This window comes from Brevibacillus formosus, from assembly GCF_003013405.1.
Taxonomy (GTDB): Bacteria; Bacillota; Bacilli; order Brevibacillales; family Brevibacillaceae; genus Brevibacillus; species Brevibacillus formosus.
Window position 1 is genome coordinate 32324 of the sequence record NZ_PXZL01000031.1, and the last position, 14751, is coordinate 47074.

15 protein-coding genes are annotated in these 14751 nt (G+C 45.4%); 9 read left to right on the top strand and 6 right to left on the bottom strand.

Features of this window, described 5'->3' with window-relative positions:
- Nucleotides 1-241: 241 nt before the first annotated feature.
- Nucleotides 242-1555, top strand: coding sequence for an MFS transporter (locus C7R91_RS24335; protein ID WP_047070650.1), 1314 nt, complete (start codon nucleotides 242-244; stop codon nucleotides 1553-1555).
- A gap of 705 nt (nucleotides 1556-2260) precedes the next feature.
- On the opposite strand, the gene C7R91_RS24340 is transcribed toward C7R91_RS24335, so the two are convergent.
- From C7R91_RS24340 to C7R91_RS24350, 3 genes are all read right to left on the bottom strand, one after another.
- Nucleotides 2261-2671, bottom strand: coding sequence for a hypothetical protein (locus tag C7R91_RS24340; protein WP_052773410.1), 411 nt, complete (start codon nucleotides 2669-2671; stop codon nucleotides 2261-2263).
- A 728-nt stretch (nucleotides 2672-3399) separates the two neighbouring features.
- Nucleotides 3400-3930, bottom strand: a complete 531-nt coding sequence (locus tag C7R91_RS24345; protein ID WP_047070651.1) for an ECF transporter S component — start codon at nucleotides 3928-3930, stop codon at nucleotides 3400-3402.
- 325 nt (nucleotides 3931-4255) lie between these two features.
- On the bottom strand, nucleotides 4256-4831 hold the full coding sequence (locus C7R91_RS24350; protein ID WP_083995103.1) for an NAD(P)H-dependent oxidoreductase: 576 nt from the start codon (nucleotides 4829-4831) through the stop codon (nucleotides 4256-4258).
- 142 nt (nucleotides 4832-4973) lie between these two features.
- On the opposite strand from C7R91_RS24350, the gene C7R91_RS24355 reads away from it, so the two are divergent.
- The 5 genes from C7R91_RS24355 (at nucleotide 4974) to C7R91_RS24375 (ending at nucleotide 9075) form a co-directional block, all read left to right on the top strand.
- Complete coding sequence (locus C7R91_RS24355; protein ID WP_047070653.1) at nucleotides 4974-5993, top strand: AraC family transcriptional regulator; 1020 nt, start codon at nucleotides 4974-4976, stop codon at nucleotides 5991-5993.
- Nucleotides 5994-6123: 130 nt separating this feature from the next.
- Nucleotides 6124-6780 carry a TetR/AcrR family transcriptional regulator gene (locus tag C7R91_RS24360; RefSeq protein WP_047070654.1) on the top strand — a complete coding sequence of 219 codons (657 nt, stop codon included), beginning with the start codon at nucleotides 6124-6126 and terminating at the stop codon, nucleotides 6778-6780.
- A gap of 11 nt (nucleotides 6781-6791) precedes the next feature.
- A complete protein-coding gene (locus C7R91_RS24365; RefSeq protein ID WP_047070655.1) occupies nucleotides 6792-7160 on the top strand; it encodes a DUF4180 domain-containing protein in 369 nt (122 codons plus the stop codon).
- An 83-nt stretch (nucleotides 7161-7243) separates the two neighbouring features.
- A complete protein-coding gene (locus C7R91_RS24370; protein WP_047070656.1) occupies nucleotides 7244-7795 on the top strand; it encodes a MarR family winged helix-turn-helix transcriptional regulator in 552 nt (183 codons plus the stop codon).
- A 74-nt stretch (nucleotides 7796-7869) separates the two neighbouring features.
- Nucleotides 7870-9075: an MFS transporter gene (locus C7R91_RS24375; protein WP_047070657.1), complete on the top strand. Its 1206-nt coding sequence runs from the start codon at nucleotides 7870-7872 to the stop codon at nucleotides 9073-9075.
- A gap of 48 nt (nucleotides 9076-9123) precedes the next feature.
- Here the strand turns inward: C7R91_RS24375 and C7R91_RS24380 are convergent, their stop codons facing one another.
- From C7R91_RS24380 to C7R91_RS24390, 3 genes are all read right to left on the bottom strand, one after another.
- Nucleotides 9124-10584, bottom strand: a complete 1461-nt coding sequence (locus tag C7R91_RS24380) for an MFS transporter (RefSeq protein ID WP_047070658.1) — start codon at nucleotides 10582-10584, stop codon at nucleotides 9124-9126.
- 129 nt (nucleotides 10585-10713) lie between these two features.
- Nucleotides 10714-11097 carry a nuclear transport factor 2 family protein gene (locus C7R91_RS24385; protein ID WP_047070659.1) on the bottom strand — a complete coding sequence of 128 codons (384 nt, stop codon included), beginning with the start codon at nucleotides 11095-11097 and terminating at the stop codon, nucleotides 10714-10716.
- A 212-nt stretch (nucleotides 11098-11309) separates the two neighbouring features.
- A complete protein-coding gene (locus C7R91_RS24390) occupies nucleotides 11310-12287 on the bottom strand; it encodes an oxidoreductase (protein ID WP_047070660.1) in 978 nt (325 codons plus the stop codon).
- 148 nt (nucleotides 12288-12435) lie between these two features.
- Between C7R91_RS24390 and C7R91_RS24395 the strand changes: the two genes are divergently transcribed.
- The 3 genes from C7R91_RS24395 (at nucleotide 12436) to C7R91_RS24405 (ending at nucleotide 14707) form a co-directional block, all read left to right on the top strand.
- Nucleotides 12436-12870: an Lrp/AsnC family transcriptional regulator gene (locus C7R91_RS24395; RefSeq protein ID WP_047070661.1), complete on the top strand. Its 435-nt coding sequence runs from the start codon at nucleotides 12436-12438 to the stop codon at nucleotides 12868-12870.
- Between the two features lie 28 nt (nucleotides 12871-12898).
- Nucleotides 12899-13336 (top strand): SRPBCC family protein, encoded by a 438-nt coding sequence (locus C7R91_RS24400; RefSeq protein WP_047070662.1) that lies wholly within the window; start codon nucleotides 12899-12901, stop codon nucleotides 13334-13336.
- A 255-nt stretch (nucleotides 13337-13591) separates the two neighbouring features.
- Complete coding sequence (locus C7R91_RS24405; RefSeq protein ID WP_047070663.1) at nucleotides 13592-14707, top strand: serine hydrolase domain-containing protein; 1116 nt, start codon at nucleotides 13592-13594, stop codon at nucleotides 14705-14707.
- Nucleotides 14708-14751: the final 44 nt, after the last annotated feature.

Sequence of the window (14751 nt, forward strand, 5' to 3'; positions counted from 1 at the left end):
CCGATCCGAGCGAAAAATCAATGTAACTCAACTGGGTTTTTCGGCAGCTCAGATGCTGTTTTTGCACATCTGGAAGTATTCAATAGATTCTAGCAAAACAAACAACTTAGAATGAAAACAGTTCTTCGAGAATCCATCCGGGTAAATATGTAACCCCTTTCAAATGGATTGTTTCTTTTGTAAGCGGTTAAACGATCCCAATTGCGAATGGATTCGGGTCAAACATAAGGAGGGGGCAGCAATGAAGCCAACGAGTGATCGTGAAAATACGCGGCGCATCACAAGCAACATCTTTAAAGGTTCACTGGGGAACCTGATTGAATGGTATGACTGGTATGTCTATGCAGCTTTTGCGGTGTATTTCTCGTCTCAGTTTTTTCCAAAAGGAGACCCTACCAGCCAGTTGCTGAATACGGCCGCTGTTTTTGCTATCGGATTTTTAATGAGACCGATTGGGAGCTTGCTCCTGGGTCGATACGCTGACCGTCATGGGCGCCGTGCCGCGCTGACGCTGTCTGTTACCATCATGGCAGGTGGTTCTCTGGTGATTGCCGTAACACCAAGCTATGAAACCATCGGCGTGTTTGCACCTATTATTCTCGTTCTTGCCCGCCTGCTCCAAGGTCTTTCGCTTGGCGGGGAATACGGAACATCTGCCACGTACCTGTCCGAGATGGCTTCGAGTGGTCGCCGAGGGTTCTATTCTAGCTTTCAGTACGTCACGCTAATCAGTGGACAATTGCTGGCACTGGGTGTGCAAATTATCCTGCAGCAAATGCTTACGGAAGAAGCGATGATGGCATGGGGCTGGAGAATTCCTTTCATCATCGGAGCATTTGGTGCAGTAGCCGTGTTGTGGCTTCGCCGCAGTATGGACGAATCAGAGCAGTATACCAAAATGGAGTCGAAAAACAAGGAGAAGGCGGGTACGCTTCGAGAGCTGATGAAGCATCCAAAGGCGGTGCTGGCAGTCGTCGGCCTTACACTCGGGGGAACCATTGCCTTTAACACCTACACGACCTATTTGCAAAAATTCATGGTGATTACGGTAGGGATGCCGAAAGATGTAGTCAGCTGGATTAACTTTACCGCATTGCTCGTATTCGTCGTCTTGCAGCCGCTTGCTGGTATGCTGTCCGACCGAATTGGACGGCGTCCGCTGTTGATTGGCTTCGGTATTCTTGGAACATTGTGGACTGTACCGATGTTTATGCTCCTGGAACAAACGACTAGCCCTTATGCCGCTTTCTTGTTAATGCTATCGGGACTTATCATTGTTACCGGCTATACGTCCATTAACGCGATCGTGAAAGCCGAGATGTTTCCTACCGCGATTCGCGCTCTGGGCGTAGGCTTTCCATACGGGGTGACCGTCGCGATTTTTGGTGGTACAGCGGAGTTCATCGCGCTATGGTTCAAAAGCATCGGGAACGAGTCTCTGTTCTATTACTATGTAGCAGCTTGTATTGCCATAAGCCTCATCGTTTACTGGCGCATGGGTGAGTCGTCGAAAAACTCCCAGATCGAAGCTGAGCTGAATACTGTAAAGGACTAGATTGGAGAATAGAGGGGCAACGAAAAACGGCAGAGATGCCGTTTTTTTGCATGTACCGGACTAGAAAAACTCAAAAAAACGAGGTCCCCCAATTCCCCGCACCAAAGAACAATACGAACAAATGAGCAACGCAACCAGTGACAACATGCCTTCGCGCTACAGCCCAGCTTATCAAAGGAGGTCAGTCACTTGGCGAGCCGGACTCTTTTTGAAAAAAGAATCAGGTACATAAACAGAAGTTAATAGAGTTGGAATAAAAGTTCGATGAGCAAATCAAGTCGTTTTGTAAGCAGATATGGCACTGGTTTAAGAGCAAGAAGGAGAGATTACGGTCATACGCTGAGAGGTAAGAGAGTGTATGACTAGCCCAATGACTCAAGAGGAACTTGCTTGAATCGACTTGCCACCTAAACCTCAACAAAAGAGTGGATCATTGGCATAAATGTTACAACGATAAGGTTATGAAGATAAGCGCGGCCATAGCTGCGGAATTATTCATAAATATGACGATAAACCCTTACATGCATATCAGGGGGAAAAAAGCAACATCTCCAGGAACAAGTTTCAGCTAATCTGACGGATGTTCTCCACGAGACCAACTCCTTTGTGGACATTACGCTACGAGGAGACAGGAACAAAAAGAAGAAGACTGTCGAAAAATCGACAGTCGAAATCTCAATGCCTGAACTTACACCATAAACGAAATTAAAACCAAAAACGCCAATTGTCATTTTGTTTTGCTTCAAAATCTTTATACCATGATTGTCCGACTTGATTACCGTACTGGTCCAGAGCACGAACCATAATACTGTAATAATTTCCAACTTTTAAGCTGCGAGCCGAAAAGTCTGTAGCTGTTTGTCGGCTTTTTTCCAAAACATAGCCATCTGTAATATTTGTAACAATAACTTCAAATCTTGTTGCAGTTGGTGGTTGATTCCAATATAAGTTTATGGTGACAAACTCAGCGAAAGGCTTTACCGCTTGTTTATCAGACGCCTTTTTGGTGCTGGCAACATTGGCTACTGGTGCAAGCTGCTGTCCTTCTTGCGCAAATGCAGGTGTCGCTGAAGTCAATAATGCCAGTGTTGCGAAACCAGTAATAAACTTCTTCATTCTAACCACTCCTTCTATTTTCTTATCGCCCGATCCAAAACTAGTTTGATTGGACAACCTTAATATACATGTTTTGCCAATATATGTAAATATATGGGATTTTTAATTTTTTGTTACAATTTCTTTTTGCGTAATATTTTCCAATAATCTCTGAGAGTGTGTAGAATAGTTTAGCTGTCCAAATTTACCATGACTTATAACCAGTTAAACGCTATCCGAGCTTGTATCGGAATGCCAAACCAACAAGCATTGTGGCTGATGATGAGCAATATTACCGCAATGCGTTGAACGAGAGAAATTATACAAACTCTCGTTTTCTCCCGATTTCTTCAAAAGTACTCCTCCCGTAACAAATATGGTAATGTTAATAACAAAACAAAGGAGGATCTGTAGATGATGGAAAAATACATAAAAGCACTGCTATTTATCCTTCTATTTTTTGTAATCGTTGGTCTTCTTAATTGGGGTATTGATTTAAAGTAAATAGCATAAAGTACTCTCTTGGTAGTTGCCGAATTTAAATTCCCAAGCGCTTGGGAATATCCTTTCTATGCCCTTATAGATTCTTGTCTAGGGCTTTGACCCTCTAGTTCCATCCTAGTTTTCTTCTGGTACAATAGCGTTAGTAGCTCTTTTTCAAGGTATGGTTATCGTTGTGATCGGGGGCGTTCCCGATCTTATGATTATTGTAAAAAGGAAGGATGGAGCTCTGCCCCATCCTTCCTTTTTTACCCTTGCCCTACAATCTTCTTCAAGCGTCCCACCAGCGGGATAACAATAACCGCTGCTACAACCACCTGCAAAACATTCCCCGGAATGGAGCCAAACGGCTGAATCCAGTTCCCGTAAAGAATAACCTCAACAAAGTAGTAGCCCACGATCTTAATCACCAATGCAGCGACAACTGCCAGTGCGTACACAAATACCCGATTGCCAGGCGTCTTCTCGGCGATGAGGCCAGCTACATAGCCCATTGCACCTACGATCACGAAGGTAAACGGCGCCCATGCCGTCCAACCGGAGATAAGGTCAAAGAGGCCCATACCAAAAGCTCCAGCGATAGCTCCTGTTTTTCTGCCATACACAAAGGCTGCGATTAAAAGAGGCACGTTACCGAGATGGATGAGGCCGCCGTTACCCATGATCGGGAGTCGTAAATTGATAAACATGGTGGCTGCGAGAGTAAAAGCGATAAAGAGTGCGTTAATAACTAAGATTTTCGTCTTTGATGCTTTTCTTGCTGAAAAAGTAGAATCCATACGATAGCCTCTTTCTTATAATTTTACTATTATCATACTCACAATCAGCTACATAATAAATACACTTTGCACGATTTATTTGCCTAGGTAAATCATTCCAACGGGAAAGGTACGCTGGAGAAAGGCTAGGAAGCAGGTGCAGTACAGTGGCACATTTGGATAAACTAGCTTATCCGCTGCTGAAAGATGGCCCCGTATTTAGCCGCATGAAGTTTTAAGAATGTGTGCAAAAACACCTCGATAAGTAAAACAACAGGAAAAACTCAAGCTGAAATAGCCTTGAGTTTTTGTTCTGTCGCTCTGTCCCTGCTTTTTCATCGTACGCTTAGGCAAGCCTCTCCCCAAGCTGTTTCACTTTCTCCAGCCACTTCTTGCGCTTTTCCTCCGCCGAGGCATTCACCCCACTGATCTCCGTAACCTTCACATGCTTAATCCCGCAAAACTTCAAAATGTTGCGTTTCATCACGAGATGTCCGGCTTGCCAGTAGATCAATCGGTTATACCAAGACGGAGTATCCATGGTCACAATCAGATGCGCGGTTTTGCCCGTTAACAGCTTATCCCATAGAGGAGAGCCTTCCCGATATTTATAGGCGAATCCGGGGAGTAAGACACGATCGAAAAATCCCTTCAAGATAGCGGGCATCGTGCCCCACCAGGTCGGATAGACAATAACCAGATGATCCGCCCAACGGATGAGATCCTGCGCCTCTTTTAAGTCATCCTCCAGCTCCGTTCTTTTCCGATATCCGTACTTCAAATTTGGGTCGAAAGCGATTTGGCTCAAATCAATGGTGCGAATCTGTGCTGCTTTCCCTTTCGCTCCTTTCATATAGGCATGCGCCAACGCAGAGCAGTAGCTCTCGGTATCTGGATGTCCGATAATAACGAGAATGTTCATTTTCATATCCCCCTGTAGAGTTGATTCCATAAGCGACAGATCGTGGTAAACTGAACTGTATTCAGCATATCGTGTGGAAGGAAACAGAGGAATGATCGAGAGCGCATAAATGTTGTGGATTCACGCAAAGGAGGTTCCGTACTTGGAAAATGCGCATGGGTTTGCGATTTCGATGGTGTATCCGATTATGAAGACAATTACTCACAAGAAGCTTGATTTTGAACGTTTTTGTGAGCATATTTCTTTCGATAGCAGCTTGCTAAAAGATGTAGAGGCGCGCATTGATGAAGCGGAGCTCGAGCGTTTGATGAAGGAAGCGGCCATTTACACGCAGGATGATCATCTCGGACTGCATCAAGGGCAGTTAACCGATATTGCCGATCTGGGCATTCTTGGCTATGTCATGATGCATTCGGAAAAAATCGTCGATGCATTGAAGGCTTATCAGCGGTATCACGTGATCCTTTGCAGCGGGTACGAGCTGGATTGGGAAGAGCGGGGGAACCATGTTTTCCTGCGGTTTCATAGACAAAGCCCTAGGAGCGTTTCTCGACATTGCATGGAGGACATGGTCAGCTCCTTGTACCACTTGATCGTTCGTATGAGTCATCGGTCTATTCCGTTACAGGCGATACATTTCACACACGACGCTACGGATGATATCGCTCCGTATTTGAATTTGTTCGGAATGGAGCCTCACTTTGGTGAAGAAGAAAATGGGCTCTTGGTAGGCAAAGAAGTTTTGCAATACCCGATTCTGTACTCGGATGTCCGGCTGCGTAAAGCTTTTGAACCAATCGCGGAAGAAATTAGGGAGAAGCTGATCAGGGGGCGGGAATTTTCGGACCGCGTGTTTCAATGGATGATGGGATGTATGCCTGCGGCTTTTCCGACTTTACAGCAGACTGCTGCTGCTTTTCATATGAGTACGAGATCCCTGCAAGCGAAACTAAAGGCTGAGGATACTTCCTATCATGAATTGTCCACGAATGTCCGTAAAGAAATGGCGATGGGGTATTTACAGCAAGCGGAGCATTCCATTGGAGAGATTGCGTATTTGCTGCATTTTTCAGATCCAAGTGCCTTTCAAAATGCTTTCAAGAAATGGACGGGGCTGACACCGGGGCAATATCGGATCAGTCGCCAAGCGATTGCCATGTAACGTCAGGATGGAACACGCTGTGTAAGCGTGTTTTTTGTGTTGTGGAGCCTCTTTATTTGACAGACTGGAAAATCATGGTGTACACTTTTTTTATTCCGACCGTACAGTATAAATAAATTGAGGTAAAATCATGCCCAAATTAGGAATGGAACCAAAGCGCCGAGCAGATGTCATCAACGCGACCCTCACTTGTATTAGCAAACACGGGATTGATGGCATGACGCTGGATAAGGTGGCGGAGTATGCGGACTGCTCAAAAGGTGTTGTCACGTATTATTTTAAGAATAAGGATAATTTGACGAGTGAAGCTTTTCAGGCATTCTTGGCCTACTATGGCTTGAAAATCGGGTCTGATATTGAGAACACCATGACCGCCCAGGAAATGATGGATGTAACGCTTACGCATATCTTGCCGCCATACGTGAACGACAAGGAAAAACGGATCAATGTTTCGCAGCTGGATGGCATCGCTGAGATGTACATCCCCCATGAAGATCAAGCAAGGCTCTTTGTCCAATTCTTCTCCAAAGCCGCATTGGACCCCAAGCTGCAAGAAGTGGTTGCGAACAGTTATGCGAGAGATTTGCAGGGCATCACCAAGATTTTTGAATACGGCAAGCAAACCGGGCTTATGTCCGTAGAGGATTCGCAAAGCGCTGCCTACGGGCTCATGGCGATGGTTGTGGGCTTGAGCTTCTTTCGAGTGGCGGGCGTTTCGCCAGCAAACAGTGAAGACAACCGATATATTTGTGAGGATTTTGTAAGGCAGATGACCAATAGAAGATGAGGAGGGTACACATGAATATTACAAAGGTAGAAGCTGGCGGGAAAAATATCGCCATTGTGAGTGGTAGCGAGGTAATTATTGAGGATGTGCAGTCTGCATTGGACCTGATTGCGACGGTACATTATCAAGCAGACAGTGAGCGTATCGTTCTCAACAAATCATTGCTGAACGAAAGCTTTTTCGATTTGAAAACGCGCTTTGCTGGGGAAATCCTTCAGAAGTTCATCAATTATCGGGTGAAAGTGGCAATTGTAGGAGATTTTTCGGTGTACACAAGTAAAAGTCTAAAAGACTTCATCTATGAATCGAACAACGGAAACGACATCTTTTTCTTGCCGACCGAAGAGCAGGCGATCGAGAAGTTAAGCCAGGTGAAGTAGAGATGGAATGGGGGGTTGCAAAATCCAAAAGAATCCATTACATTTATTTTAGTTAGATAATCTAATTATATGTAAGGTGGATCATGAGCAGAAAAAACAAGTGTGAGCATACATCCGATCAATTGCCGAAACTTGGTATTCAGCCGTATTTGAATCTGATGGAAAAAACAGCTCTGCAAAATACGGATCGCAAATTGGCTCATTTGGGGTTATTGATGCTATGGCTGGGGGATAACGCCATAGACGTCATTGATTTGAATTTGGAGAAATTCGGCATAACGGAGTGTAAATGGGACGTATTGCTGTTGCTTACGTTACATGAAGACAGAGAACTTATCACTCCCTCTTCGCTTGCAGACAGGCTGGGCATTCGGCGTGCTTCTGTTACAGCTTTGCTTGACTGGCTGGAAAAAAGGCACTGGATAATCAGGGAGCAAAGCACGCTGGATGGTCGCAAGATTCATGTCAAAATAACTCAAGAAGGCAGAGAATTAGTAGCCAGAGCACTGCCAGTTTTTTGGTCTGCATGCTCCTCCATTATGAGTGAATTAGAAGAGGAGGAACGGATGCTGCTGGAAAAAATCTTGATGAAGTTGAATAGTAGCATGGAAAAGAAACTGGGGGTGGGAAGATAAGATCATATTTTTTTGTGCATATAATTAGATAATCTAACTATAATGTGTGTACATATTTGAAAAAGAGGTGTGCGATGTCACAGCGAAACTACTCACTCATGACGGCAATCCTATGCTGGTCTGGAATCGTCGTTATGTCGAGCTTATACGTTACGATTCCCCTTATGACCATATTTGCCGATCTTTTTAGTATTACATTGACACAGGCTGCAGCAGTAGGCAGCGCATTTTCGGTTGGGTTTGCCATTGGGTGCCTGATTTATGGACCGTTGTCCGAAAAGTATGGCCGCAAGAACGTTATTGTGATCGGGATGATTGCCCTGGCTCTCTTTTCTTTGTTGCTTGGTAGTGCAAATGATTTCGCATGGATCATTGTCCTCAGGAGCTTGCAAGGTGCTGCCGCTGCTACGTTCTCGCCTGTTGCGCTCGCCTATGCTGTGGAAATGTTCCCTGCGGCAAAACGGGTAACGGCAATCGGATTTATCAGCACAGGATTTTTGGCGGCAGGAATCATTGGTCAAGTGATCAGTACCGTAATGAGTCAACAATACGGTTGGCACGCCGTATTCTATATGCTTGCTGCTATCTATTTCGTGACGCTGCTCGTGGTGATGAGGTGGCTGCCAAAAGAAGAGAGTCCCCTTGCTACCGTTCATATTTGGGAGCCGATTAAGCAAATTCCCTCCCTATTCAAACAAAAAAATATCGTCTTGGGCTACATAATTGCTCTTGTATTGCTTATGTCATTCGTTAATATGTATACGGTTTTGGGCAGTTATTTGGCGGGATCTGATTTTGGGCTTAGCAACAAGGAGATTCTGTTTGTTCGAACGATTGGCGTAGTGGGCATGCTCATTTCTCCGATGGCGGGCGGGCTGGCAAAACGGTTTGGTTTACGTACCGTGCTACGCTGCGGATTAGGTCTGGCAGTGGTCAGTATGGCTTCCCTCGGTATGATTTCTAACTTGTCTCTTTTAATCGGTACGAGTGTGCTTTTCGTTGCCGGAATTGCGTTATCCGTTCCTTCCCTGATCACGCTTATTGGACAGCTAGGGGGCAAATCGCGGGGAATTGCGGTTTCAGTTTATACGTTTATCCTGTTTTCGGGAACAAGTCTTGGGCCGATATTGTCCATACGTTTTATGAATTTTGGCAGCTATGGACTTACTTTTGTACTGCTTGCAATCGTACTAGGGATTGGTCTGTTGGCTGCATGCCTGATTCGCAGTGATTCTGCGCTTGAAAGCATTAGCACAAAACCTCCTTCGCCACTAGCTTAGTGGTTGAGGAGGTTTTGTTGTTACAAATGAAGGCTACTATTGATTATTTTATTGATTCAACAATCGTTCTCGCTGCTTATGCATGGCAATGAAAGCGGCAAACACGAGAAGCAAGCTTCCTGTGAACAGAAATCCTTCCTCGATGGAGAAGGGCAGCCAACCTAACAGGCCTGAGCCTACGACCACACCGAGAGAGAAAAAGGCGTATAAGTAACCGTGTGCTTTCCCCCGCAATTCTTGCGGCGTCGATTGAATGAGCATCGTATTGACAGAGGGAAACAAGAGAGCAAAGCCTATCCCATATAGTCCCAACATGCAGTACAGTGCCAATGTCGTGTTGGATTGACCAATAAGCAGCTGACTCACGCCCATGAAGCCAATTCCGATGGCCATCGTTTTCGAAGGGGCTACACGATCAAAAATCCGATTGGTCGGAAGCACGAAAAGCAGGACGGCAATCATCCCAAACGTGCTCATTAATGTACCGCTTAATTTCGAATCGTATCCAAGCGATTGCACATGCAAGGGCAACAGGTAAGCGATCACACCTTGTGAAAACATAAGCAAAAAGGCACCGCCGTAAGCCTTGATGATCCCGGCATTGAAGATCAAGGCTGAGGTTGGAACGTCCTTCTTAAGCTTCTCTTTCTTGCAGGCCTGAGTGGATTTCAGAAAAATAACGGACAGGATGGCTAGGAAAAAGCCCATAACAGCTACACATGTAAAGACAAAAGGCACGGAGGTTTTGCTTGCCATAATGCCGCTGAATGCAGGTCCGATAATCGCTGCGAGTCCCACAAAGGCACCGGTGAAAGCAACCTTTCGCCCTTGCTGCTCATGTGTAGTGTTATTCGCAGAGAAAGTAAAAGCAGCAGGAACGATCAAACCAGCGACAAATCCGTGAACGATTCGCACGATAATCAACAGAAACGGCTGATCGACGATGTGATACAGCAGCAAGGCACAGCTTGATAAAACCAATCCGATCAACAGTGGTTTGGATGGACCAACCTTATCTGTCAGCATGCCTGAGATAATATTGCCAAAGGTATTGGCTAGCGAATACAGACCGATGACAAAGCCTATAACAAATGAGCTGGCACCTACGGAAGCAGCAAATGTACTCATGACCGGAAGTTGCGAGAACAAATCAAAGAACGAGAAAAAAACGATGCCGTATACGAGCAGCACATTATTAAATGGCTTCAGAAGATACACATCCTGTGCCGTTTTCAGTCTGCGATCCAGAAAGAAGTTCCCAAACGGTACAAAAGCGGCGAGTAACGCAGCAAGAGACCAGAGCAGGCTCCATCTCACGCGAATGGCCGCATAAAGTATCGCCAGGGCATACAAGCAAAATATCCCGCCGTGAATACTTCCTATGATGGTTACGGCTTTGTCTAAGCCCCACACGTATTTCAAGGGCATCGCGATGCCCATCAATACTAATAAGGAAAGACCATCGAGTAGGCCTGTAAGACGTAAAAAGTAAATTGGATGTACCCGCACTTGTGACTCTCCTCATTTTTTATGAAGTGATGCCTCTATCCTAACATTTTTTTTGATGAAGAAAGTGAACAAATTCGGGTCATTCCTGTGTCGATATCATGAGGGCGGTGTATTTCTTTTGCCATGTTCTTAACTGTAATCTTCAATCAGGGAGACTTTGCCTTCTTTCATCATAAATATCGATTTCCCTTTTAATTGGAGCGTATCTCCAGCCTTGAGTCCATTTGGCAAATCAATCGCGAGGGTTCCTTCATAATCAATCTGCACTTCTGCTTTGTCATCCATCACGAGGCAGGTGAGAATAGTCTGACGCCGACTCGAGAAGATTTTCGCAGACTTTTCAGCTAGCTCTCTAAACGCTTCTATTCCTGTTGTTTCTGTGTCCAGTTCACCGTTGGAATAATTCCTGAACACAATATCCGAATGCAAGAGTTTCACCATACCTTCGACATCAAATGAATTATAGGCCCGCACATAATTTTCAATGATTCCTTTTACCTCTTCATTCGTCATGGTCATGCTCCTCTTCAGGGATATATCATGCGTATTCCTTAGATTTCGTTCGAATGCAGCTTTTCTCCTCTAAAAACGATAAGAGAACAAACCATCCGGCAATTACCTTGATGCAACGAAAGAGCTGTTAGCAGTTGTCATCCTTTATTTGATGGTCATGAAAAACCTTTAAAAAAGGAAACACGCCAATCTTGGGCGTGTTTTTTGTAGGATCATGGGATCAAAAGGCGTTCTGCGTAATCAGGGTCTTCCAAGAGAGGGCGACCAATCGCGACACTATCGACGAGTTGGTCTTCGAGAATTCGATTGGCGAGACTGCGGCTATATATTTTTCCCACGGCAATGACCGGAATGCTGAAATGTTGTTTGATCGCGGCTGCGTGAGGCAACTGATAAGCCGTGTAGACGTCACTAGGCTGGATTGGGAGCAGTCCCCCTGTAGAGACATCGATCGCGTCCAATTCGGGCTCAAGCGGCTTTAGCATTTGCACCCAGTCTTCTGGGGTTAGACCGCCTTGGACAAAATCTGTAGCGGAAACACGGATGATAACCGGATAATCCCGTCCCACTTCGGCTCGAATGGCCAGAAGTACGTCTTTCAGAAATCGTGCCCTGTTCTCGGGAGTACCACCATACGCATCCGTCCGCGTGTTGGACAAAGGCGATAAAAATTGATGAAGCAAAAATCCGTGCGCCGCGTGAAGCTCAATGCCATCAAAGCCTGCTTCGACGCTTCGCTTTGCCGCCAAACGGTATTCTTCGACGATGCCCTTCATTTCGGCAGGAGTCAGCGACTTAGGCGTTCCGTAGTAATCATCGTACGCAATCGCACTTGGAGCGACCAATTGCTTCGTTACATCAGGCGAAGCCTTCCTTCCGCCGTGTGACAGCTGGATAAAGATCGGGGTGTGCTGAGAGTGAACAGCTTCTGTTATTTTGCGCAAAGGCTCCACATGTTGGTCTGTAAAAATGCCGATGTCGTTGTGAAACAGTCTACCGTTGGATGAGACGGCGGTCGATTCCACAATCACCAGCGACACATGCTTGGCCCTGCGGCTGTAAAATTCGATATGATGGTCCGTGGCAAAACCTTCAGGAGTCCCCCTATACTGCTGCATGGGCGACATGATGAGCCGGTTTTTTAAGCGCAAGCTGCCAATGTTTATGGGGGCGTTTACGGTAAATGTCATGTTCTCATTCTCCTCTTCTGTTTATGAGTGACATTTTATGGGAGATCGCATACAATTTACATAAGCTTTTGAAGGGATTTCAAGTCATATGCCTTAGAAATTCATTTGTTTTAGGTATTCTACTTTCGAAAAGTGAGGTGTTGTGTGGATGGACCAAATCGATCATAAAATTTTGTCGGTGCTTCACGATCATGCCCGGATCCCCATTTCCGAGTTGAGCCGCATGATCGCGATGTCGCAGCCAGCTGTAACGGAGAGAGTGCGAAAAATGGAGGAGCAAGGCGTCATAACTGCTTATCGGACGGAGCTTTCTCCCCAGAAGCTCGGCAAGCACACAACTGCATTTGTCCTGTTTAAAACGAGTGTGTGTAAGGATTTCATTGCATTTTGCGAACGAGCACCTGAGATTGTCGATCTCTACAGAATCAGCGGGGAGTACAATTATTTGATGAAGGTGCTGACTGAGACGACCGAATCACTGGCTGCCTTTTTGGATACATGCCATGCTTACGGATTTTCAACACCTTTAATTGTGCTCTCGAAGACATTCGAGAATAAAAGTTTGGTTCCAAGTACGGAGTAAAATCAAACAAGATTGGCGAGGTGTCCCGATGAAGGATCAAAAAACCGAATCAAGCAAAATCGTTGGACAAACGGCAGCGACAGGCTTCCAAGTAGGTGTACGCAGGACGATGCCCATTACCCCAGAACAGGCTTGGGCGTTTTTAACCTCGTCCGAAGGGGTGAAGTTATGGCTTGGACATGTATCGAATCTTACCTTTAGCGAGGGGGAGACCTTTACTTCCAGCGATGGAATATCGGGTCAATTTCGTGTTGTAAAGCCGCTCCAGCAGTTTCGTTTAAAGTGGTCGATGAAGGAATGGGAAAAGCCGTCCACATTGCAAATCCGGCTGCTATCCGACAAGCCTGACCGAACGACAATTAGTTTTCATCAAGAGAATTTGGATCACATGAACACAAGGGAGCAAATGAAGCTTCACTGGGAAGAAGTTCTGAATGAAATCAGGCAAAAAGTCTCCATGATATAGAGGGAATAAGCTTATAAACTGCACCTTTCGTTTATGTGTTTCACAATGGGGTGCAGTTTTTTTGCGTGGTCGCACATGATGAAAATACGACTTCTTTCCAGACAATGATGAAGTGGCGGGTAAGCAATTCGATCCAGATCGCAGCACGCCTGCTTCTGAAAGCTTCCTCTGTTCATAATGGGCAAGCGAATGCACATAGCTTAATCAGTAGCGGGCGGATAAGTCCTTGCTGGTGAACGAAGTGGGGGGAGACAAATGAGCAATGAAATGATAAGGAGTGAAATAGAGAGCAACCTGAAGGCAAAAGTAGCTTCTGATCCACGACTGCACAATGTGTATCTGTTAATCCATTCCGATAAGCTGGATATCCACTGGACAATAGCGGCTGGCAATACAGATGGAGCGACAGCCAACCCGAATCAACCCTATCACACGGCTAGCGTGGGCAAGGTTTTTACGGCTGTTATCGTATCGATCCTAGCAGAAAAAGGTCTCGTTACGTTTGAAGACCCCATTGCCAACTATTTACCCACTGAGATTCGAAAAGATCTCCACATCTGGAAAGGAAAAGATTACACAAACGAAATTCAGATCAAGCATCTACTCAACAATACTTCTGGATTACCTGATTTCTTTGAAGAAAAGCCGAAGCGGGGGAAAGGTTTCCTTGAAGAGATTTTGGAGGATTCCTCACGATATTGGACGCCGCAAGAAACCATACAATGGTCGAAAAAGCACTTACAGCCGCGCTTTGAGCCTGGGAAACGCGTTCATTATACAGACACAGGGTACAATCTGTTAGGGCTCGTGATTGAAAAGGTGACTGCCAAGCCCTACCACGAAGTTCTCCATGACTACATTTTTAAGCCCCTACAAATGAATTACTCTTATTTATCGCAGTATTCCAAGCCCGTCATCAAAAGCGAGCATCCGGTAGCCCATCTCTATTTGGATGGGATAAAAATAAACGTAGAAAACTACCGCAGCTTCAGCAGTTTTTACTCGGGAGGGCAAACCGTAAGTACAATGGAAGATCAGCTGCGTTTCATGAAAGCACTCGTCTACAATCAGATGATCAAAAAAGAAACGCTCGAGATTATGCAGCAGTGGAACAACATGCGGATCGGCATGGATTATGGCTATGGACTCATGCAGATGCGTTTTCTTCCGTTTACGCAAAAGTATACGGGGTGGGGACACTTAGGGGCGAGTGGCAGCTACATGCTTTATTTTCCCAACTTGGAGGTATATCTGATCGGGAGCTTCAATCAGACTGCCTATCAAGCAAAAGGGATGAACTATCTCTTTTTTCACGTTCTGCGCAAATTAGCGAAGGCAAAACCTCGTGAAGTTTCCAATATTGACAAGTAGAAGAGAAATGACTATAGTAGTTGAGTGATTGAGATTGATAATCA